The organism is Mycobacterium triplex (assembly GCF_000689255.1).
Lineage (GTDB): Bacteria > Actinomycetota > Actinomycetes > Mycobacteriales > Mycobacteriaceae > Mycobacterium > Mycobacterium triplex.
Window position 1 is genome coordinate 263,330 of the sequence record NZ_HG964446.1, and the last position, 21,639, is coordinate 284,968.

At 67.9% G+C, this 21,639-nt stretch carries 17 protein-coding genes; 14 read left to right on the forward strand and 3 right to left on the reverse strand.

From position 1 onward, the window contains the following. The 9 genes from BN973_RS01240 to BN973_RS01280 form a co-directional block, all read left to right on the forward strand. A partial coding sequence (locus tag BN973_RS01240; protein ID WP_414097001.1) for an HNH endonuclease signature motif containing protein occupies nucleotides 1-1,453 on the forward strand: 1,453 nt, incomplete at its 5' end. 56 nt (nucleotides 1,454-1,509) lie between these two features. After that, nucleotides 1,510-1,737, forward strand: coding sequence for a hypothetical protein (locus BN973_RS01245; RefSeq protein WP_036471901.1), 228 nt, complete (start codon nucleotides 1,510-1,512; stop codon nucleotides 1,735-1,737). A 57-nt stretch (nucleotides 1,738-1,794) separates the two neighbouring features. Next, the gene (locus BN973_RS01250) at nucleotides 1,795-2,919 is read left to right on the forward strand and encodes an SPFH domain-containing protein (protein ID WP_036465408.1); all 1,125 of its coding nucleotides are present in this window, start codon (nucleotides 1,795-1,797) and stop codon (nucleotides 2,917-2,919) included. A gap of 189 nt (nucleotides 2,920-3,108) precedes the next feature. Next, nucleotides 3,109-3,588 (forward strand): GreA/GreB family elongation factor, encoded by a 480-nt coding sequence (locus tag BN973_RS01255; protein ID WP_036465410.1) that lies wholly within the window; start codon nucleotides 3,109-3,111, stop codon nucleotides 3,586-3,588. Nucleotides 3,589-3,684: 96 nt separating this feature from the next. Beyond that, nucleotides 3,685-4,050 carry a GtrA family protein gene (locus BN973_RS01260; RefSeq protein WP_139830133.1) on the forward strand — a complete coding sequence of 122 codons (366 nt, stop codon included), beginning with the start codon at nucleotides 3,685-3,687 and terminating at the stop codon, nucleotides 4,048-4,050. A gap of 32 nt (nucleotides 4,051-4,082) precedes the next feature. Continuing rightward, complete coding sequence (locus BN973_RS01265) at nucleotides 4,083-5,477, forward strand: FAD-binding oxidoreductase (RefSeq protein WP_036465414.1); 1,395 nt, start codon at nucleotides 4,083-4,085, stop codon at nucleotides 5,475-5,477. Then, nucleotides 5,478-6,242 carry a decaprenylphospho-beta-D-erythro-pentofuranosid-2-ulose 2-reductase gene (locus BN973_RS01270; RefSeq protein ID WP_036465416.1) on the forward strand — a complete coding sequence of 255 codons (765 nt, stop codon included), beginning with the start codon at nucleotides 5,478-5,480 and terminating at the stop codon, nucleotides 6,240-6,242. It abuts the gene before it with no gap. Between the two features lie 2 nt (nucleotides 6,243-6,244). After that, nucleotides 6,245-8,221, forward strand: coding sequence for a galactan 5-O-arabinofuranosyltransferase (locus tag BN973_RS01275; RefSeq protein WP_036465418.1), 1,977 nt, complete (start codon nucleotides 6,245-6,247; stop codon nucleotides 8,219-8,221). Then, nucleotides 8,221-11,487 carry an arabinosyltransferase domain-containing protein gene (locus BN973_RS01280; protein ID WP_036465419.1) on the forward strand — a complete coding sequence of 1,089 codons (3,267 nt, stop codon included), beginning with the start codon at nucleotides 8,221-8,223 and terminating at the stop codon, nucleotides 11,485-11,487. Before BN973_RS01275 ends, BN973_RS01280 begins: the two co-directional genes overlap by 1 nt. Here BN973_RS01280 and BN973_RS01285 read toward each other — a convergent pair whose 3' ends face one another. Both BN973_RS01285 and BN973_RS01290 read right to left on the reverse strand, forming a co-directional pair. Beyond that, nucleotides 11,488-11,820: a hypothetical protein gene (locus BN973_RS01285; RefSeq protein WP_139830130.1), complete on the reverse strand. Its 333-nt coding sequence runs from the start codon at nucleotides 11,818-11,820 to the stop codon at nucleotides 11,488-11,490. It abuts the gene before it with no gap. A 61-nt stretch (nucleotides 11,821-11,881) separates the two neighbouring features. Beyond that, a complete protein-coding gene (locus tag BN973_RS01290) occupies nucleotides 11,882-12,106 on the reverse strand; it encodes a hypothetical protein (protein ID WP_051641064.1) in 225 nt (74 codons plus the stop codon). A 161-nt stretch (nucleotides 12,107-12,267) separates the two neighbouring features. Here BN973_RS01290 and BN973_RS01295 point away from each other — a divergent pair, with 161 nt between their 5' ends. The 3 genes from BN973_RS01295 to BN973_RS01305 are packed head-to-tail and all read left to right on the forward strand — an operon-like array spanning nucleotide 12,268 to nucleotide 13,702. Further along, complete coding sequence (locus BN973_RS01295) at nucleotides 12,268-12,594, forward strand: ArsR/SmtB family transcription factor (RefSeq protein WP_036465420.1); 327 nt, start codon at nucleotides 12,268-12,270, stop codon at nucleotides 12,592-12,594. Further along, a complete protein-coding gene (locus tag BN973_RS01300) occupies nucleotides 12,591-13,076 on the forward strand; it encodes an SRPBCC family protein (protein WP_036465421.1) in 486 nt (161 codons plus the stop codon). The genes BN973_RS01295 and BN973_RS01300 overlap by 4 nt, the downstream gene beginning before the upstream one ends. Further along, nucleotides 13,073-13,702, forward strand: a complete 630-nt coding sequence (locus tag BN973_RS01305; protein WP_036465422.1) for a maleylpyruvate isomerase family mycothiol-dependent enzyme — start codon at nucleotides 13,073-13,075, stop codon at nucleotides 13,700-13,702. The genes BN973_RS01300 and BN973_RS01305 overlap by 4 nt, the downstream gene beginning before the upstream one ends. A 3-nt stretch (nucleotides 13,703-13,705) precedes the next feature. Here BN973_RS01305 and BN973_RS01310 read toward each other — a convergent pair whose 3' ends face one another. Beyond that, a complete protein-coding gene (locus BN973_RS01310) occupies nucleotides 13,706-14,845 on the reverse strand; it encodes a BTAD domain-containing putative transcriptional regulator (RefSeq protein ID WP_036471904.1) in 1,140 nt (379 codons plus the stop codon). Nucleotides 14,846-14,959: 114 nt separating this feature from the next. Between BN973_RS01310 and BN973_RS01315 the strand changes: the two genes are divergently transcribed. After that, on the forward strand, nucleotides 14,960-18,289 hold the full coding sequence (locus tag BN973_RS01315) for an arabinosyltransferase domain-containing protein (protein WP_036465423.1): 3,330 nt from the start codon (nucleotides 14,960-14,962) through the stop codon (nucleotides 18,287-18,289). Then, on the forward strand, nucleotides 18,286-21,507 hold the full coding sequence (locus tag BN973_RS01320) for an arabinosyltransferase domain-containing protein (protein WP_139830129.1): 3,222 nt from the start codon (nucleotides 18,286-18,288) through the stop codon (nucleotides 21,505-21,507). Before BN973_RS01315 ends, BN973_RS01320 begins: the two co-directional genes overlap by 4 nt. Nucleotides 21,508-21,639: the final 132 nt, after the last annotated feature.

Sequence of the window (21,639 nt, forward strand, 5' to 3'; positions counted from 1 at the left end):
CGAGGCGCGTACAATCGAATGTATGTTCGATTCGCTGACCGATGCGGGCGTGGTGGATGCCATCACTGCCGCGGCGCGCGCGCAAAACGCCGCGTGTGCGCGGGAGCTGGTGGCGGTCGGTGAGCTGTATGCGCGTCGAGCGCCCGATGATGATGTCGAGCGGTCCTGCTGGGCCATTGACGGGCATGAAAATGTGGTGGCCGAGTTGGGTGCGGCGTTGCGGATCAGTCGAGGCCGGGCCCGGGAACGGTTGCGGTATGCGATTGCGTTGCGTGAGCGGCTGCCGCGGGTGGCTGAGGTGTTTGCGCGCGGTGACATCGACTTACGGTTGGTGGCCGCGGCGGTGTACCGCACCGACTTGGTCGACGATGCCGAGTTGATCGCGAAGGTCGATGCCGCGATAGCCCGACATGCGCCGCGATGGATGCGGCTGTCGGGGCCCAAACTCGCCGAGCGCATTGATCTGTGGGTGGCCCGGTTCGACCCGGCGGGGGTGCGGCGGCCGGGAGCGCGCACCGAGGATCGCTATGTCGAGATCGCGCCCACCGATTCTGGGCTGGCCGGAGTGTGGGCGCAGCTACACGCCACCGACGGCGCCGCGTTGGAGCACAAGTTGGATGCGTTGGCCAGCACCGTCTGCCGGGCGGATCCGCGCACCCACGCCCAGCGCCGCGCCGATGCCATGGGCGCGCTGGCCGCCGGGTTCAAGGCGCTGCGTTGCCAGTGTGGTTCACCGGATTGCGCCGCCGCACAACGCCCTTCGGGCGCCAATGTGGTGATTCATGTACTCGCCGAGCAGACCGCTGTGGACGGCGGATCGCAAGCTCTCGGCCATCTACCCGGGTTTGGGCCCTTGCCCCCGGCCCGGTTGCGCGAGTTGGCCGGTACCGCCAAGGTCAAGCCCCTGATCATCCCGAAGGGCCGGGTGGAGTCGGGCTATCGGCCTTCGGCGGCGCTGGCCGAGTTCGTCCGCTTTCGCGATCTGTGCTGCCGATTCCCGGGCTGTGATGCACCGGCGGAGGTCTGCGACGTCGATCACACCGTGCCGTTTCCGCTGGGTCCGACCCATCCGTCGAATCTCAAACTGCTGTGCCGTTACCATCACCTGCTCAAGACGTTCTTTGCCGGCCCGGCAGGCTGGGCGGATCGGCAGGAGCCCGACGGCACCGTGGTGTGGACATCGCCAACGGGGCATACTTACCTCACCAAACCCGGTGGCAGCCTGTTGTTTCCAGCGCTGGCCGTTCCAACGGGGACGCTGACGCTGCCCACCTGGACACCGTCGCCGGCAGAAACCCGCGGACTCATGATGCCGGCCCGGCGACAAACCCGGGCCCTAGACCGCGCCGCCCGCATCCGCTGGGAGCGCGGCATCAACGAAGCCCGCATTGCCGCCCAAGCCGCGCGACGCGCCGAACGCCTCACCGCCAGCAACGATCCACCGCCCTTCTGATCTGGGGTAGGGGGCTGGGCGTAGCGCAGACGCCGTCGATGGAGGAATATGCGATCGTGAGCGACGCCTTGGCAATCGGTTGTGTGGGAAAACTGGTCGTGGCGACGCGCGGCGACCGCGGCCCCGGCGAGGTGTTGGTGACCGTACGGGGGTCGAAGGAGACGTTCCTGGCCTGGTCCGACGACCCGTTACCGAAGGGCAGCAAGGTCCTGGTAGTAGAGATCCGGGGCGGCCGGACCGTGGTGGTCGAGCCTTGGGAACGAGCCGAGCAGGACCTGTCCTGATCCAGACAACGAGTGAAATCCCCTGCTACACAACACCAAAACCTAAGGAGTCCAAAAATGCTCGGTTATCGGGTCCCCGCCCCGGATGAGGCGCTGCTCATCTCCGGCGGCCGCGCGAAAGGCAATGCCCCGTTCCGGGTGGTGACCGGCCACGGCGCGTTCGTCCTGCCGTTCTTCCGCAAGGCGCGCTTCCTCACCCTGGCCATGTGTGAGTCCGAGGTCGCCGAAAAGTGCGTCACTCAACAGGGGATCACCCTCAACGTCCGGGCGGTGATCGCGTTCAAGGTCGGCAACGACACCGAGAGCATCATCAGCGCCGCGCAGCGATTTCTGTCCGAGCAGGACCAGATGTCGGTACTGACCGGCCGGATCTTCGCCGGCCACCTGCGGTCGATCATCGGGTCGATGACCGTCGAGCAGATCATCCGGGAACGCCAAAAGCTGGCCACCGAGGTCCTCGACGGCTCCAAGGAGGAGATGGCCCGCATCGGTCTTGCCGTCGACGCATTACAGATCCAGTCCATCGACGACGACGGCCTCGGCTACATCAACGCGATGTCGGCGCCGCACAACGCCGCCATCCAGCAGCAGGCGCAGATCGCGCAGGCCCAGGCGAACCAGGCGGCCGCCGAGGCCGAGCAGGAATCCCAGCGCAAGCAGGCCGAATTCGCTCGCCAGACCGCGATCGTCAAGGCGGAGTACAAGGCCGAGGTCGACAAGGCCCAGGCGCTTGCCGCCCAGGCGGGCCCGTTGGCCGAGGCCGAGGCCCAGCGCGAGGTGCTCAAGATGCGCACCGAGCTGGCCCAGCGTGCCGCCGAGCTGCGCCAGCAGGAACTGGTCGCCGAGGTGGTCAAGCCCGCGGAGGCCGAAGCCGAGCGCGTCCGCATCATGGCCGTGGCCGATGCCGAGAAGATGAAGATCCAGGCCGAGGCGGCGGCGTCGCACAACCGCGTCGCGCTGGACAAGGCGCTGATCGACCAGCTGCCGCAGATCGTCGAGAAGGCCGCGCTGGGATTGGCAAACTCCAACCTCACGGTGCTCAATGGCGCCGAGGGCCTGGGCCAGGTGGCCGCCGGGCTGGTATCGCAGGGCATGGCCATCTTCGACGCGCTGCGCGGTGAGATCGTCGAGTACGACGACGCGACGTTCACCGGAACCACGGACACCGCGTCGCAGCAGTAAAACGCGCCCGACGGCGCGGAAAGAGCGGCCGGCCGATCGCGGCACGCGTGTATAACCGATGACAGCAGCTCGCCGGATATCGGTGGCGGCCGAGTTCGTGTGGTGCGACACTGAAGCACCACAAATTCACCACCAGGCAAATTGGGATGCCCCGCGACCACGATGGGGCGCCGCGGAAGGTCGACGGACGTGAGTAAAAAAGTCCAATCAGTGGCGGATGCGGCGCGGGAGAACCTCGCCGCGGAGCTGGACCGCCTGCGGCTGCGCCGCGACAATCTCGAGGCCGAGGTCAAGGACGACCGCGGCATGATCGGCGACCACGGCGACGCCGCGGAGGCCATCCAGCGGGCCGAGGAACTGGTGGTCCTCGGCGACCGGATCAACGAACTGGACCGGCGGCTGCGGACCGGCCCGTCGAACTCCCACGAGGACGCGGCGCTGCCCGGCGGTACCGAGGTGACCCTCAAGTTCGCCGACGGCGAGGTCGTCAAGATGCACGTGATCTCCATCGTCGAGGAGACGCCCGTCGGCCGCGAAGCCGAGACGCTGACCTCGCACAGTCCGTTGGCGCTGGCCCTGGTGGGACACAAAGCCGGCGACACGGTCACCTACTCGACCCCGCAGGGCGAAAGCCAGGTCGAGCTGATCGCGGTCAAGCTGCCCCGCTAGCCGACGCTGGGGCGCGCACACCCCCGATAAACTCCCCCAATGCTTCCCCCCGAGTCGGACACCGCGCCCGCGCGCCTCGGTCTGACCACGCAGATCGTGCGCTTCGTCGCGACCGGCGGGATGGCCGCCGTCGTCGACTTCAGCCTCTACATGCTGCTCTGGAAGGTCCTGGGCGTGCAGGTCGACGTGTCCAAGGCCACCAGCTTCGTGGTGGGCACCATTACCGCCTACCTGATCAACCGCCGGTGGACGTTCCAGGCCCCGCCCAGCACCGCCCGCTTCGTCGCGGTCATGGTTCTCTACGCCGTCACCTTCGCCGTGCAAGTCGGGCTCAACCATCTTTGCCTGGTGTTGATGCACTACCGGGGGTGGGCGGCCGTCGTCGCATTCGTGATCGCGCAGGGCACCGCCACGGTGATCAACTTCATCGTGCAGCGAGTCGTGATCTTCCGCATCCACTGACCCTTCCCGCGCAAGCGGTACCCTCTGTGACGATGTTGAGCGCCGACTTTCCGACCACCCCGACCCGGCTGATGGGCTTTGGCCGCACCGCGCCGTCGGTGGCACACGTGCTCTCGACGCCCGATCCCGAGGTGATTGCCAAGGCGGTGGCCCGCGTCGCCGACTCCGGCGGCCTTTCAAACGGAAGAGGCGTGATCGCCCGCGGGCTGGGCCGGTCCTACGGGGACAACGCGCAAAACGGCGGCGGCCTGGTGATCGACATGACGCTGCTCAACCGCATCCACTCGATCAACGCCGACACCCAATTGGTCGATGTCGACGCCGGGGTCAGCCTGGACCAACTGATGAGGGCGGCGCTGCCGTTCGGGCTGTGGGTTCCGGTGCTGCCGGGCACCCGCCAGGTGACCATCGGCGGCGCGATCGCGTCGGACATCCACGGCAAGAACCATCACAGCGCGGGCAGCTTCGGCAGCCATGTGCGGTCGATGGATCTGCTGATGGCCGACGGCTCCGTGCACACCATCACCCCTGAGGGTGCCGAGTCCGAGCTGTTCTGGGCGACCGTCGGCGGCAGCGGCCTGACCGGGATCGTGCTGCGTGCGACGATCGCCATGACGCCGACGGAAACCGCGTACTTCGTCGCCGACGGCGTGGCCACCAAGGACCTCGACGAGACCGTCGCCGTGCACGTCGACGGCAGCGAAAGTAGGTACACCTACTCCAGCGCCTGGTTCGACCTGATCAGCCCGGCGCCGAAGCTCGGCCGTGCCGCGGTCAGCCGGGGCAGCCTGGCGAAACTGGATCAGCTACCCCAGAAGCTGGCCAAGAATCCGCTGAAATTCGACGCGCCACACCTGTTGACGGTGCCCAACGTCTTCCCGCTCAGCGCGATGAACAAGCTGTCGTTCATGGCCATCGGCGAAACGTACTACCGGCTGGGCGGAAACTACACCGGCAAGATCCAGAATCTGTCCCAGTTCTACCACATGCTCGACCTGGTCAGCGGCTGGAATAACGCTTACGGCCCAACGGGTTTCGCGCAACATCAATTCCTGGTGCCACCGGACGCTTTGGACGAGTTCAAGGCGATCATCCGCTGGATCCAGACGCGGGGCCACTATTCGGCGCTGAACGTGTTCAAGCTTTTCGGCCCGGGTAACCGCGCACCGCTAAGCTTCCCGATGGCCGGCTGGAACGTCGCGATGGACTTCCCCAACAAGCCCGGGGTCAACGAGTTCCTCAACGAACTCGACCGCCGGGTACTCGAATTCGGCGGGCGGGTTTACACCGCCAAGGACTCGCGCACCAACGCCGAAACCTTTCACGCCATGTATCCCCGCATCGACGAGTGGATCGCCGTGCGCCGCAAGGCCGACCCGTTGCGGGTCTTCGCCTCCGACATGGCCCGACGCTTGGAGCTGCTCTAGATGGTGCTTGACGCCGTAGGAAACCCGCAGACGATCCTGCTGCTGGGCGGTACCTCCGAGATTGGGCTCGCGATCTGCGAGCGCTACCTGCAGAACGCACACGCGCGAATCCTGTTGGCCGCCATGCCGGGCGATCCGGGGCGTGACGACGCCGTCGCTCAGATGAAGGCCGCGGGAGCGCGCTCGGTCGAGTTGATCGATTTCGAGGCCACCGAGCCCGACAGCCACCCCAAGATGATCGAGGCGGCCTTCTCGGGCGGTGACGTCGACGTGGCGATCGTCGCGTTCGGCATCCTCGGCGACGCCGAGGAGCTGTGGCAAAACCAGCACAAGGCCGTGTTGGCCGCTGAGATCAATTACACGGCAGCGGTTTCCGTGGGTGTACTACTGGGCGAGAAGATGCGGGCCCAGGGCTTCGGCCAGATCATCGCGATGAGCACCGTGGCCGGCGAGCGGGTGCGACGGTCCAACTTCGTCTACGGCTCCACCAAGGCCGGCCTGGACGGTTTCTATCTCGGTTTGTCGGAGGCGTTGCGCGAGTACGGAGTTCGCGTGTTGGTGATTCGCCCGGGCCAGGTGCGCACCCGGATGAGCGCGCATGTGAAGGAAGCGCCGCTCACCGTCGACAAAGAGTATGTCGCGAACCTCGCGGTCACCGCAGCCGCAAAAGGTAAGGAATTGGTTTGGGCGCCAGCAGCATTCAAATACGTGATGATGGTGTTGCGACACATCCCGCGGCCCATCTTCCGCAAGCTGCCCATCTGATCATGCGTAACGCACTGGCCAGCCTCGGCCAGATGTTAGCCGCGGTGGTAGTGGCCGTCGTCGTTTCGGTGATCTCGCTGATCGCCATCGCCCGGGTCCAGTGGCCGGCCTTTCCGTCGTCGAACCAGCTGCACGCGCTGACCACCGTCGGCCAAACCGGTTGCCTGATCGGGCTTCTCGGCGTCGGCTGGCTGTGGCGGCGGGCCGGCCGGTGGCGGCTGGTCGCCCAGCTGGGCGGGCTGGTGTTCTCCTCGGCGTTTTGCATCGTGACGCTGGGCATGCCGTTGGGAGCGACGAAGCTGTATCTGTTCGGCATCTCCGTCGACCAGCAGTTCCGCACCGAGTACCTGACGCGCCTGGCCGACAGCCCCGCTCTGCACGACATGACCTATCTCGGGCTGCCGTCGTTCTACCCGCCGGGCTGGTTCTGGATCGGCGGGCGTGCCGCGGCCCTGACCGGGACACCCGCGTGGGAGTTGTTCAAGCCGTGGGCGATCACCTCGATCACGATCGCCGTCGCCGTCGCGCTGGTGCTGTGGTGGCGGATGATCCGCTTCGAGTACGCGCTGATCGTCACGACCGCGACCACGGCGGTGACGCTGGCCTACAGCTCGCCGGAGCCCTACGCGGCGATGATCACCATGCTGCTGCCGCCGGTGCTGGTGCTGACCTGGTCGGGCCTGCGCGCCGGTGGGCGCTGGTCCCCAAACACCGAACGTGACGCCACAGTCACGTTGGAGGCCGAGCGTGACTGCAGCGTCACGCTCGAAGGACAGGGGCCGAGTCGCGCGGGCTGGGCCGCGGTCGTCGGGGCCGGGCTGTTCCTCGGCTTCACGGCCACCTGGTACTCGCTGCTATTCGGCTACACCGCCTTCACGATCGCGTTGATGGCGCTGGTGCTGGTGGTCTCACGCTGGCGACGGGCCGGCCGCAAAGCCGCGCTGGACCCGTTGCGCCGAGTGGTCGTCATCGCCGTCATCGCAGCCGCCATCGCCGCCACGACCTGGCTGCCGTTCCTGGTGCGCGCGGCGAGCAATCCGGTCAGCAACAGCGGCAGCGCATTCCACTACCTACCGGCCGACGGCGCCGAGCTGACCTTCCCGATGCTGCAGTTCTCGCTGCTGGGGGCGATCTGCATGCTGGGCACCCTGTGGCTGGTGGTGCGCACTCGTTCGTCGGTGCGTGCCGGCGCCCTGACGATCGGGGTGCTGGCCATCTACCTGTGGTCGCTGCTGTCGATGCTGACTACGCTGGCGCGCACCACGCTGCTGTCGTTCCGGCTGCAGCCGACGTTGAGCGTGCTGCTGGTGGCCGCCGGAGTGTTCGGCTTCATCGAGGGCACACTCGCCCTGCGACACCGAAGCCGGGCCGCGTTGCCGGTGGCCGGTGCGATCGGGCTGACCGCCGCCATCGCGTTCAGCCAGGACATCCCCGACGTGCTGCGACCCGATCTCACCATCGCCTACACCGACACCGACGGCCACGGCCAGCGCGGTGACCGGCGGCCTCCGGGCTCGGAGAAGTTCTACCCCGCCATCGACGCCGCCATCGCGGCGGTCACCGGCAAGCCGCGGGACCAAACCGTGGTGCTGACCGCCGATTACAGCTTCCTGTCCTACTACCCCTACTGGGGCTTCCAGGGATTGACGTCGCACTACGCCAACCCGCTGGCGCAGTTCGACCTGCGCGCCGCGCAGATCAAGAAGTGGTCCAACCTCAAGAGCCCCGACGAGTTGATCCACGCACTGGACACCTCACCGTGGCCTCCGCCCACCGTGTTCCTGATGCGCCGCGGCGCCAACAACAACTACACGCTGCGCCTGGCCGAGGACGTGTACCCCAACCAGCCCAACGTTCGTCGCTACACCGTCGACCTGCGGGCCGCGCTGTTCGACGACCCGCGCTTCGCCGTGCAAAGCGTCGGTCCGTTTGTGCTGGCCATCCGCCGGCCGGCGGCCCAACCGGGGCCGAGCCGCTGATGGCGACCGACACCGCGCGCGACTTGGCCGAAGAACTACCATCTAGGTCCGTGAAGGGCGCGGGAGCTAAGCACCGGACCGCTCGCATCGTCGCCGTCGTCGCCGGTCTGCTCGGGGCCCTGCTGGCGATCGCCACGCCGCTGCTACCGGTCGACCAGACCACCGCCCAACTCAACTGGCCGCAGAACGGCACCTTCGAAAGCGTCGACGCGCCGCTGATCGGCTATGTGGCTACCGACCTGAACATCTCCGTGCCGTGCGCGGCCGCCGCCGGACTGGCCGGACCGCGGAACGCCGGCAAGACCGTGCTGTTGTCGACCGTGCCCAAGCAGGCGCCCAAAGCCGTCGACCGCGGGCTGCTGATCCAGCGCGCCAACGACGAGTTGGTATTGGTGGTGCGCAACGTCCCGGTGGTGACCGCGCCGCTGAGTGAGGTCCTCGGCCCGGCCTGTCAGCGGTTGACCTTCACCGCGCACGCCGATCGGGTCACCGCCGAATTCGTCGGGCTGACCTACGGACCCAACGCCGAACATCCCGGCGCGCCATTGCGCGGCGAGAAAAGCGGCTACGACTTCCGCCCGCAGATCGTCGGCGTCTTCACGGACCTGGCCGGACCGACGCCGCCCGGTCTGAGCTTCTCGGCGACCGTCGACACCCGCTACAGCAGCAGCCCCACGCCGCTGAAAATGGCCGCGATGATCCTCGGCGTCGTGCTGACCGCCGTCGCACTGATCGCGCTGCACATCCTCGACACCGCCGACGGCACCCGGCACCGCCGCTTCCTGCCGTCGCGATGGTGGTCGATCGGCGCGCTGGACGCGCTCGTCATCGCCGTACTGGTGTGGTGGCACTTCGTCGGGGCCAACACCTCCGACGACGGCTACATCCTGACCATGGCCCGGGTGTCCGAGCACGCCGGCTACATGGCCAACTACTACCGCTGGCTGGGCACGCCCGAGGCACCGTTCGGCTGGTACTACGACCTGCTGGCGATCTGGGCGCACGTCAGTACCAGCAGCGTCTGGATGCGGCTGCCCACCCTGGCGATGGCGCTGACCTGTTGGTGGGCGATCAGTCGCGAGGTCATCCCCCGCCTGGGCCACGCCGTCAAGACCAACCGTGCGGCGGCGTGGACGGCCGCCGGGCTGTTCCTGGCGACCTGGTTGCCGCTGGACAACGGGCTGCGCCCCGAGCCGATCATCGCCCTGGGCATCCTGCTCACCTGGTGCTCGGTGGAGCGGGCGGTGGCCACCAATCGGCTGTTGCCGGTGGCGATCGCGTGCATCATCGGCGCGCTGACCCTGTTCTCCGGGCCGACCGGCATCGCGTCGATCGGCGCCCTGCTGGTCGCAATCGGGCCGCTGCGCACCATCATTCACCGCCGGTCCAGGCGGTTCGGGGTACTGCCACTGCTGGCGCCCATCCTGGCCGCGGCCACCGTGACGGTGATCCTGATCTTCCGCGACCAAACGCTGGCCGGTGAACTGCAGGCCACCGCGCTCAAGCGGGCGCTCGGGCCCAGCCTCAGCTGGTTCGACGAACACATCCGCTACGAGCGGCTGTTCATGGCCAGTCCCGACGGATCCGTGGCCCGCCGCTTCGCGGTGCTGGCGGTGCTGCTCGCTCTCGGCATCACCGTGGCAATGTCGTTGCGCAAGGGCAGAATTCCGGGCACCGCGGCCGGACCCAGCCGCCGCATCGTCGGCATCACGATCATCTCGTTCCTGGCGATGATGTTCACCCCGACCAAATGGACACACCACTTCGGGGTGTTCGCCGGGCTGGCGGGCTCGCTGGGCGCATTGGCCGCCGTTGCGGTGACAAGTGTGGCGATGCGCTCACGCCGCAACCGCACCGTGTTCTCAGCGACGGTGTTGTTCCTGGTCGCAATGTCGTTCGCCAGCGTCAACGGCTGGTGGTATGTCTCCAATTTCGGTGTGCCATGGTCGAATGCATTCCCGGCTTGGCACTACGCGTTCGCCACCGCGCTGCTCGGGCTGACGCTGGTGGTGCTGCTTTTGTCGGCATGGTTCCACTTCGTAGCTCCGGAGAACGGGCCCCCCAAGACCCGCAATGGGGCGCGGATGGCCGCAATCATCCAGTCCCCGTTGGCAATTGCGGCGTGGGCGTTGGTGACGTTCGAAGTCCTCTCGCTGACGCTGGCGATGACGGGGCAGTACCCGGCCTGGTCGGTGGGCCGCTCCAACCTGGAAGCGCTGACCGGTAAGTCCTGCGGCCTGGCCGAGGACGTCATGGTGGAGCAGGATCCCAACGCCGGCATGCTGTTGCCGATGTCCGCCCCGGTGGGCGACGCGCTGGGCGCCGGTCTCTCGGAAGCCTTCACGCCCAACGGTATCCCGTCCGATGTCTCGGCCGACCCGGTGATGGAGCGTCCGGGCGACCGCAGCTTCGTCAACGAAGACGGCAAGACCACCACCAGCGAGGCCGGCACCGAGGGCGGCACCAGCGCCGCGCCCGGCATCAACGGCTCACGCGCCCAGCTGCCGTACAACCTTGATCCGGCGCACACCCCGGTGCTGGGCAGCTGGCGGGCCGGCATCCAGGTGCCCGCCATGCTGCGCTCGGGCTGGTACCGGTTGCCGCCGCGGGACAAGGCGGGCCCGCTGCTGGTCGTCTCGGCGGCCGGCCGGTTCGACGCGCGCGAGGTGCAGGTGCAGTGGGCCACCGATGCGCAGGCGGCCGGCGGACACCCGGGCGGGTCGTTCCAGTTCTTCGATGTCGGCGCCTCCCCGGCATGGCGCAATCTGCGGATGCCGATGTCCTGGATTCCCGAGAGCGCGACCCAGGTCCGTCTGGTCGCCAACGACGAGGACCTGGCGCCGCAGCACTGGATCGCGGTCACCCCGCCGCGCATTCCCCAGCTGCGCACGCTGCAGCAGGTGGTGGGCTCGTCGGATCCGGTGTTCCTGGACTGGCTGGTGGGTCTGGCATTCCCGTGCCAGCGACCGTTCGGCCATCAGAACGGCGTCGACGAAACCCCCAAGTGGCGCATCCTGCCGGACCGGTTCGGCGCCGAGGCCAACTCGCCGGTGATGGACAACAACGGCGGCGGCCCGTTGGGTGTCACCGAGTTGCTGGTGAAGGCGACCACGATGGCCACCTACCTGAAGGACGACTGGTCACGCGATTGGGGCTCGCTGCAACGCCTGACGCCGTACTACGCCAACGCCCAGCCCGCCCGTCTCCAGTTGGGCACCGCGACGCGCGGCGGCCTGTGGGACCCAGCCCCGCTGCGTCGGGGCTAGCTACAGCCCCGGCAGGCAGTTGACGAACGGGATGCACGGCGGCGACGGCGGCCGCGGCGGCGGGAAACCCTCGATGATGACCGAGTCGGTCGGCGGACTGTTCTGATCGAAATACCAAGGGTGACAGACGTTTCTGTCCCAGTTCGGCATGTGCTTCATGACCGGTGAGCCCGGGCACCACTGATAGGTGCAGCTATTTGTCGGGCTTGGTACCGTGCCGCCGTCCTGGCACACCATCGGGGCGGGCTGAGCCTGGCCGATTCCCGCGGCCAGGCTCAATCCGACGACAGCCAAGCCGCCCGACACCACCGCACCGGCAAACGCTCGTTTCATGTTGTGAGAAGTGTTCATGCCGCCAGTGCAACCGGTCAAGGGTGCTACCGATCCCAAAGACTCAGCGACTGTCGGGGGCGGGTCCCTCGGCGACTTGGCCGCTGGGAAGCCGGTGGTATTGGTGGCAGACGGTCATGTCCCAGGTGAGGCCGACGGTCGCCGGCATGGCGTCCCCGGGGCACCAGTAGTGGGGGCCATCGGCCGTGGCGAACACGGCCAAGCCCAAACCGGCGGCCGCAACGCCACCCGACACCACCGCCCCGGCAATAATCCGTGTCCAGTTCATGATCGATTCCTTTGCGCTTTTGTCGCTGCCGGCTGTGCGACTCGGTTCCTGGTTGCCGACGCCGGTATCCTCACGCGCGCCGCTTGCAGGGCCTTTGCGAGATCCTTGCGAAATTCATGCGCCGCTGACGAGCGCTATTGGTAAGCGTAAACTTACGGTTCGTGACGACTTACCAATCCTCTGGTGATGCGTGGGTCGCCCTGGCGGATCGCACGCGCCGGGCCATCATGGAGCGCCTGGCGCATGGCCCGGCAGCCGTAGGCGAACTGGCCCGGGAGCTGCCGGTCAGCCGCCCGGCCGTGTCACAGCACCTCAAGGTGCTCAAATGCGCCGGCTTGGTGCGTGACCACGCGGCGGGGACCCGTCGCGTCTACCAGCTCGACCCGACCGGCCTCGAGGCGATGCGCGCCGAGCTGGACCGGTTCTGGACCCAAGCCCTGGCCAACTATGCGGCCAAGTTCACCGAGATCGAAGGAGAGGCGTCATGACCCAGCCGCGCAGCCCCGAAGTTCAGCACCAGGTGATCGTCAATGCCCCGATCGAACGCGCCTTCGCCGTCTTCACCGAACAGTTCGGCGACTTCAAACCGCGGGAGCACAACCTGCTGGCGGTCCCGATCGCCGAGACGGTGTTCGAAAGCCGGGCCGGCGGCCACATCTACGACCGCGGTGTCGACGGCAGCGTGTGCCGGTGGGCGCGCGTGCTCGCCTACGAGCCCCCGCACCGGCTGCTGTTCACCTGGGACATCAGTCCGTCCTGGCAACCGGAATCCGACCAGTCGCGAACCAGCGAGGTCGAGGTGCGCTTCACCGCGGAGTCCGAAACGCGCACGCGCGTCGACCTGGACCACCGCCACCTGGACCGGCACGGCCCCGGCTGGCGGTCGGTTGCCGACGGCGTCGACGGCGAGGCCGGATGGCCGTTGTACCTGCACCGCTACGTCGCCCTCACCGCCGGAGTGCCGCAATGACCGCCGTCGGGTCGATGATGAGCATGGCCCACGACGAACGGGCCGACCTCGCGGATTTCCTGACCACGCTGAGCCCGCAGGACTGGGAGACACCCAGCCTGTGCTCCAAGTGGAGCGTCAAAGATGTTGTGGCGCACGTGATCAGCTATGAGGAGCTCGGCAAGATCGGGCTGCTGAAGCGTTTCGCGAAGGGCTGGGTGGTGCGGGCGAACCAGGTGGGCGTCGACGAATTCGCCCCGCTGAGCGCCCCTCAACTGCTCGCCTCGCTGCGCAACCACCTCCAACCGCAGGGATTGACAGCCGGTTTCGGCGGCATGATCGCGCTGGTCGACGGCACGATCCATCACCAGGACATCCGCCGGTCGCTCGGCCGACCGCGCAGTGTGCCGCCCGCTCGGCTCGAACGGGTGCTCGGTCTGGTGCCGGGCAATCCACGCCTGGGCGCCGGGCGCCGGATCAGGGGGCTGCAACTGCGGGCCACCGATGTCGACTGGGCACACGGCAGCGGGCCGGCGGTCACCGGCCCGGGCGAGGCCCTGCTGATGGCGATGGCCGGACGCCGCGCGGCGCTGGCCGACCTCAGCGGCCCGGGCTGCGCCACGCTGGCGGCGAGGATGCCCGAATAGCGGTCAGCGCGAACGGATTTCGACGGTGAATTCTCGGCTGCCGATTTTGACGTGATCGCCGTCGCCGAGGACAACGCTGCCGCGGATGCGCTTGCCCTGCACCTCGACGCCATTGGTGGAACGCAGATCGGTGATCACGAAGCCGGTGCCGCTGTCGGTGATGGCGGCGTGATACCGGCTGACGTCGTTGTCGTCGAGAACGATGTCGTTGTCCATGACACGGCCGATCCGGGTGGTCGCGTCGTTGAGCCGGTACTCGCGTCCGTACTTGTCGCGCAACACCACGACGACTGACCCGTCGACGGGAATCGCGGCGGATTCGACGGCGGGCACGTCGACGTTGACCTTCAGCGTGGTCAGCGCCGCCCGAGTGGGTGCCGGTGGTTCCTGGCGCAGGATCCGCTCGTGCAACTCGGTGACCGTCGGCCCGGGGTCGATGCCGAGCCCGTCGGCCAGCGCGCTCTTCAGTCGCCGATACGCACCCAGTGCATCGGATTGCCGCTCGGTCACGTAGTAGGCGGTCATCAGCTGCGCCCACAGTGGTTCCCGGTACGGATGTTCGGCGGTGATCGCCTCGAGCTCACCGATGACGGATTCCGCACGCCCGCAGGCGATCTCTGCCTGCGCGTGGGCGGTGTGGACGGCGACCTTCTCTTCTATCAGCGCGGCGGCGAACGCGTCGACGAACGCGAACTCGCGCAAGTCGTCGAGGACCGGCCCGCGCCATTCGCTCAGCGCGGCCGACAGGTGGCTGCTGGCATCCTCGAACCGACCCGCGGCGGCGGCCTGGGAACCCGCGGCCTTGCCGGTGCTGAACCGGCCGAGGTCGCAGTCGGCGTCGGCGATGCTGAGCTGGTAACCGGGCGGAACGCTGGCCAGCACCTGGCTCGGGACGCCCGCGCCGGTGCGCAACAGCCGCCGCAGGTTGGACACGTGGGACTGGATGCTGATCCGTGCGGCCGGTACCGGGTCCTCGTCCCAGACCGCGCCGATCAACGAGTCGACGGACACCGGCCGGTTGCGGTTGATCACCAGCATCGCCAGCACCGCACGCTGCTTCGGTGCCCCCAAGTTCATCCGCGTACCGCCGGCGGTCACCTGTAAGGGCCCCAACACGCCGAACCCGAGACCTGAGTCCGTCATCGCCTTGCATGGTTTCAGACCGGGACCCGAAAATGCACGAATCTTCGAAGGCGCCCAGCGGGTGCGGCCCCGCATCCTCAACCCACCAAGCGGCGTCGCTTACCATCGAACCCCGTGCCCCACGACGAGCGATCCCAGCGGATCCTGCGCCTGGTCGCCGTCGTCGCCGGACTCGCCGGCCTACTGTTGTGCCTCGTCGTCCCGTTACTCCCGGTCAAGCAGACCACGGCGACCATCGCGTGGCCGCAGGGCAGCACAGCAGGTCCTGACGGGCACGTCACCCAGATCACCGCGCCGCTGGTGTCCGGTGCGCCGCGCACACTCGACATCTCCATCCCCTGCCCGGCGATGGCCACCCTGCCGGCCGGCGGCGGACTCGTGATCTCGACGCTGCCGACCGGCGGCGTCGACCCGGGGAAGAACGGCCTGTTCGTCCGCGCCGACAAGGACGTGGTCGTCGTCGCCTTCCGGGACACGGTGGCCGCGGTGGCCAAGCGCTCGGCGATCGCTGCGGGCGACTGCAGCGTGCTGCACGTGTGGGCCGACGCCGGTGCGGCGGGCGCGGATTTCGTCGGCATCCCGGGTGCCGCCGGGATCCTGTCCGCCGAGAAGAAGCCTCAGGTCGGCGGCATCTTCACCGATCTGAAGGTGGCCGCCCAGCCGGGGCTGTCGGCCCGGGTCGACATCGACACCCGGTTCATCACGACGCCGACCGCGCTGAAGAAGCTGGTGATGGCGACCGGTGTGCTGGCGGTGCTGGTCGCCATCGTCGCGCTGGCCATGCTGGACCGCCATGGCCGCGGCGGCACCCTGGTCAACTGGCGCTCGCCGGTCGGCTGGCTGTCCCGGTATCGCCCGCATCCGCCCCGCCCCGGGTGGCGTTGGGCCACCTGGCTGTCCGATGTGGGCGTGATCGCGACACTGCTGATATGGCACGTCATCGGCGCCGCCTCGTCCGACGACGGCTACAACCTGACGATCGCGCGGGTGGCGCCGAAGGCCGGCTATGTGGCCAACTACTACCGCTACTTCGGGACCACCGAGGCGCCGTTCGACTGGTACCTGTCGGTGCTGTCCAAACTGGCGTCGGTCAGCACCGCGGGCGTGTGGATGCGGCTACCGGCCACGCTGGCCGGGATCGCCTGCTGGCTGGTGATCAGCCATTGGGCGCTGCGCCGGCTGGGCCCCGGCAAGGGCGGACTGGGATCCAACACCGTGGCGGTGCTCACTGGCGGCGTGGTGTTCCTGGCCGCGTGGTTGCCGTTCAACAACGGTCTGCGCCCCGAGCCGCTGATCGCGCTCGGCGTGATCGTCACCTGGATGTTGGTGGAGCGCGCGATCGCTCTACAGCGGCTGGCTCCCGCCGCAGTGGCGATCGTGGTCGCGATGCTCACCGTGACGCTGGCGCCGCAGGGGTTGATCGCCGTCGCCGCGCTGCTGACCGGGGCCCGGGCCATCGCGACGATCATCCGGCGCCGCCGCGCCACCGACGGGCTGCTGGCGCCGCTGGCCGTGCTGGCGGCGGCGCTGTCGCTGATCCTGGTGGTGGTGTTCCGCAGCCAGACGCTGGCGACGGTCGCCGAGTCGGCCCGCATCAAATACAAGGTCGGGCCGACGATCGCGTGGTACCAGGACTGGCTGCGCTACTACTTCCTGACGGTCGAGTCCAACCCGGACGGGTCGATGGCGCGGCGCTTCGCGGTGCTGGTGTTGTTTCTCTGCCTGTTCGGCATGCTGGTCGTGCTGTTGCGCCGCGGCCGCGTGCCGGGATTGGCCAGCGGCCCGGCCTGGCGGCTGATCGGCGCCACCGCACTGGGCCTGCTGCTGCTGACCTTCACGCCGACGAAATGGGCCGTGCAGTTCGGGGCGTTCGCCAGCCTGGGCGGGACGCTCGGCGCGGTCACCGCGTTCGCCTTCGCCCGCATCGGATTGCACAGTCGCCGCAACCTGACGCTGTACGTCACCGCGCTACTGTTCCTGCTGGCCTGGGCGACCTCGGGCATCAACGGGTGGTTCTACGTCGGCAACTACGGGGTGCCATGGTTCGACATCCAGCCCGTCGTCGCCAGCCAGCCGGTGACGTCGATTTTCCTGGCACTGTCGATCGCGACCGGATTGCTGGCCGCCTGGCAGCACTTCCGGATGGACTACGCCGGGCACACCGAGATCAAGGAGAGCCGGCGTAACCGCGTGCTGGCCGCCACGCCGCTGTTGGTCGTCGCGACGATCATGGTGCTGGGCGAAGTCGGCTCGCTGGCCAAGGGTGCGGTGTTCCGCTACCCGCTCTACACCACCGCCAAGGCCAATCTGGCCGCGCTCAGTTCCGGGCTGTCGAACACCAGCTGCGCGATGGCCGACGACGTGCTGACCGAGCCCGACCCCAATCTTGGCCTGCTGCAACCGGTTAGCGGCCAGACGTTCGGACCCGACGGCCCACTCGGCGGCACAAATCCCGTCGGCTTCAAACCCGGCGGGGTGGGTGACGACCTGAGGTCCTATCCCGTGGTGACCAAACCGGGCGTGGTGAACTCCGACGCGTCACCGAACAAGCCCAACGCCGCGATGAGCGACTCCGCGGGCACCGCCGGCGGCAGGGGCCCGGTCGGGGTCAACGGGTCGAACGTGGCGCTGCCGTTCGGGCTCGACCCGGCCCGCACCCCGGTGATGGGCAGCTACGGCGAGAATTCGCTGTCGGCCACCGCCACCTCTGCCTGGTACCAGTTGCCTCCTGATTGGAAAGAGCGCACACCGGAGCGCCCGCTGGTGGTGGTCTCCGCCGCGGGCGCCATCTGGTCGTACAAAGAGGACGGCACCTTCACCTACGGGCAGTCGCTGAAACTGCAGTGGGGTGTCACCCGCCCCGACGGGACCACCCAGCCACTCACCGAGGTCCAGCCGATCGACATCGGGCCCGAGCCGGCGTGGCGCAATCTGCGGTTCCCGCTGACCTGGGCGCCGCCCGACGCCAACGTGGCGCGCATCGTCGCCTACGACCCGAACCTGAGCGAGGATCAGTGGTTCGCGTTCACGCCGCCGCGCGTGCCCGTGCTGCAGACCCTGCAGCAGTTGATGGGATCGCAGACACCGGTGCTGATGGACATCGCGACCGCCGCGAACTTCCCGTGCCAGCGCCCGTTCGCCGAACACCTTGGCGTTGCCGAACTTCCGGGGTACCGCATCCTTCCCGACCACAAGCAGACGGCGGCGTCGTCGAACGGGTGGCAGGCCGGCGAGGCCGGCGGCCCCTTCCTGTTCACCCAGACGCTGTTGCGGACGTCGACGATCTCGACCTACCTGCGCGGCGACTGGTATCGCGATTGGGGATCCGTCGAGCAGTATTACCCACTGGTGCCGAGTGATCTCGCGCCGAACGCCGTCGTCGAACAGGGTGTGATGACCGTGAACGGCTGGAGCCGGCAAGGACCGATTCGGGCACTACCGTGAGCGTCGTCATCGATACACCCGCCGAAGCCGCGCCGCGCGACGATGTCCGCGTCACCCGCTGGGTCGCCACGATCGCCGGGCTGATCGGCTTCGTGCTGTCGGTCGCGACACCGCTGCTGCCCGTCGTGCAGACCACCGCGATGCTGAACTGGCCGCAGGGCGGCCAGCTGAATAGCGTTACGGCCCCGCTCATTTCGCTGAGCCCGGTCGACGTGACGGCCAGCGTGCCGTGCGACGCGGTGCGTGGCGTGGCGCCCGAGGGCGGTGTGGTGCTGAGCACCGCACCCAAGAAGGGCAAGGACGCCGCACTCAACGCGCTGTTCGTCGTCGTCAACGCCAAGCGCGTCGACGTCACCGATCGAAACGTGGTGATCGCCAGCGCGTCGCGCGAGCAGGTCGAGTCCGAGCAATGCCAGCGCATCGAGATAACCTCCACCCGCGCCGGCACTTTCGCCACCTTCGTCGGCTTGACCGACCCGGCGGGCAAACCGCTCGGCGGCGGGTTCAACGACCCGAACCTGCGCCCGCAGATCGTCGGGGTGTTCACCGACCTGGTCGGTCCCGCACCGCCCGGATTGAAGTTCTCGTCGACCATCGACACCCGGTTCTCCACCACCCCAACGACGTTGAAGCTGCTGGCGATGGTGGGCGCCATCCTGTCCACCATCGTCTCGCTGGTCGCGCTGTGGCGGCTGGACCAGCTGGACGGTCGCCGGATGCACCGGCTGATCCCGACGCGCTGGAAGAAATTCACCCTCGCCGACGCCACGGTGATCTTCGGATTCGTGCTGTGGCATGTGATCGGAGCGAACTCCTCGGACGACGGCTACATCCTGGGTATGGCCCGGGTCGCCGACCACGCCGGCTACATGTCCAACTACTTCCGCTGGTTCGGCAGCCCGGAAGACCCCTTCGGTTGGTACTACAACTTGCTGGCGCTGATGACCCACGTCACCGACGCCAGCCTGTGGATGCGACTGCCCGACTTGGTCGCCGGGCTGGTGTGCTGGCTGCTGCTCTCGCGTGAGGTGCTGCCCCGGTTGGGGCCGGCGGTGACGTCGAGCAAGGCGGCGAATTGGGCGGCGGGCCTGGTGCTGCTGACCGCGTGGATGCCGTTCGACAACGGGCTGCGTCCGGAGCCGATCATCGCCGTCGGTTCGCTTCTCACGTGGGTGCTGATCGAGCGCACGATGTGCGCCTCCCGGCTGACTCCGGCCGCCCTGGCCGTGGTCACCGCGGCATTCACCCTGGGTGTGCAGCCGACCGGGTTGATCGCGGTGGCCGCGCTGGTCGCCGGTGGTCGTCCGATCCTGCGTATTCTGGTGAAACGGCATCGCCTGGTCGGGACCTGGCCGCTGGTCGCCCCGATGCTGGCCGCCGGCACCGTCATCCTCACCGTGGTGTTCGCCGACCAGACACTGTCAACGGTGTTGGAAGCCACCAGGATTCGCACCGCGATCGGTCCCAGCCAGGCGTGGTACACCGAGAACCTGCGCTACTACTACCTGATCCTGCCCACCGTCGACGGTTCGCTGTCGCGCCGGTTCGGGTTCCTGGTCACCGCGCTGTGTTTGTTCACCGCGGTGTTCATCATGTTGCGGCGCAAGCGAGTTCCGGGGGTCGCCCGCGGGCCGGCGTGGCGGCTGATGGGTGTCATCTTCGGCACCATGTTCTTTTTGATGTTCACCCCGACCAAGTGGGTGCACCACTTCGGGCTGTTCGCCGCGGTGGGTGCGGCGATGGCCGCCCTGACCACCGTGCTGGTGTCGCCTGCGGTGCTGCGCTGGTCGCGCAACCGGATGGCGTTCACCGCGGCGCTGATGTTCGTGCTGGCACTGTGTTTCGCCACCACCAACGGTTGGTGGTACGTCTCGAGCTACGGCGTGCCGTTCAACAGCTCCATGCCGAAAGTCGGCGGAATCTCAATCAGCACAATATTTTTCGCACTCTTTGTGATCACCGCAATCTATGCGGCCTGGTTGCACTTCGCCGACCCGAGCCACGGCGAGGGCCGGCTGGCGCGGGCGCTGACCGCGGCGCCGATCCCGCTCGCCGCCGGCTTCATGGCGCTGGTGTTCGTGGCGTCGATGACGGCGGGCATCGTGCGCCAGTACCCCACCTACTCCAATGCCTGGGACAACCTGCGCGAGTTCAGCGGCGGCTGCGGCCTGGCCGACGACGTCCTCGTCGAACCGGACAGCAATGTCGGCTTCATGACGCCGTATCCCGGCAGCTACTCCCCGCTGGGCGCGCTGGGTGGTATCAACCCGACGGGATTCACCGCGAACGGTGTACCGGAGCGCACGCTGGCCGAAGCGGTCCGGGAGACCGCCGTGCCGCAGCCCGGTACCGACTACGACTGGTACGGGCCGACCAAATTGACCGCGCCGGGGATCAACGGCTCACTGCTGCCGTTGCCCTACGGGCTGAACCCCGCACAGGTTCCGGTGGCCGGCAGTTACACCAGCGGCCCGCAACAGCAGAGCAGGCTCACCTCGGCGTGGTACCAGCTGCCCAAGCCCGACGCCGGGCATCCGCTGGTGGTGGTGACCGCCGCGGGCGCGATCGCCGGCAACAGCATCCTGCACCACCACACCACCGGGCAGACCGTGGAATTGGAATACGGCAAGCCCGGACCCGACGGCACCGTGGCGCCGGCCGGCCGGGTGGTGCCCTACGACCTCTACGGCGAGCAGCCGAAGGTGTGGCGCAACCTGCGGTTCGCCCGCTCCGAGATGCCGTCGGACACGATCGCGGTCCGGGTGGTGGCCGAGGACCTGTCGCTGACGCCGGACGACTGGATCGCGGTGACGCCGCCGCGCGTACCCGAGCTGCGCTCGTTACAGGAGTACGTCGGCTCGACGCAGCCGGTGCTGATGGACTGGGCGGTCGGCCTGGCGTTCCCGTGCCAGCAGCCGATGCTGCACGTCAACGGCGTCACCGAAATCCCGAAGTTCCGCATCACGCCGGACTACACGGCCAAAAAGCAGGACACCGACACCTGGCAGGACGGCGTCAACGGCGGCCTGCTCGGCATCACCGACCTGCTGCTGCGCGCCCACGTGATGTCGACCTACCTGTCCCACGACTGGGGCCGCGACTGGGGGTCGCTGCGCAGGTTCGACACCATCGCCGACGCCCAGCCCGCGCAGATCGACCTGGGCACCGCGACCCGCAGCGGATGGTGGTCGCCCGGCCAGATCCGGATCAAGCCGTAAATTGGCCCGGCAAATACCGCCTTAATTTGTCACCGGTCGAATAAAAGCATTTAATTTACGCCTTAGTAATTCGGTGAATTGGTTTAAATTCGACAAATAAAGGTCAATATCTACTCCGCTGTGATTCGGGGA

Excerpts from the sequence above, each read along its gene's own strand:
- BN973_RS01250 (WP_036465408.1), top strand. The coding sequence starts at position 1,795 with ATGCTCGGTTATCGGGTCCCCGCCCCGGATGAGGCGCTGCTCATCTCC.
- BN973_RS01265 (WP_036465414.1), top strand. The coding sequence starts at position 4,083 with ATGTTGAGCGCCGACTTTCCGACCACCCCGACCCGGCTGATGGGCTTT.
- BN973_RS01270 (WP_036465416.1), top strand. The coding sequence starts at position 5,478 with ATGGTGCTTGACGCCGTAGGAAACCCGCAGACGATCCTGCTGCTGGGC.
- BN973_RS01275 (WP_036465418.1), top strand. The coding sequence starts at position 6,245 with ATGCGTAACGCACTGGCCAGCCTCGGCCAGATGTTAGCCGCGGTGGTA.
- BN973_RS01280 (WP_036465419.1), top strand. The coding sequence starts at position 8,221 with ATGGCGACCGACACCGCGCGCGACTTGGCCGAAGAACTACCATCTAGG.
- BN973_RS01285 (WP_139830130.1), bottom strand. The coding sequence starts at position 11,820 with ATGAAACGAGCGTTTGCCGGTGCGGTGGTGTCGGGCGGCTTGGCTGTC.
- BN973_RS01290 (WP_051641064.1), bottom strand. The coding sequence starts at position 12,106 with ATGAACTGGACACGGATTATTGCCGGGGCGGTGGTGTCGGGTGGCGTT.
- BN973_RS01300 (WP_036465421.1), top strand. The coding sequence starts at position 12,591 with ATGACCCAGCCGCGCAGCCCCGAAGTTCAGCACCAGGTGATCGTCAAT.
- BN973_RS01305 (WP_036465422.1), top strand. The coding sequence starts at position 13,073 with ATGACCGCCGTCGGGTCGATGATGAGCATGGCCCACGACGAACGGGCC.
- BN973_RS01310 (WP_036471904.1), bottom strand. The coding sequence starts at position 14,845 with ATGACGGACTCAGGTCTCGGGTTCGGCGTGTTGGGGCCCTTACAGGTG.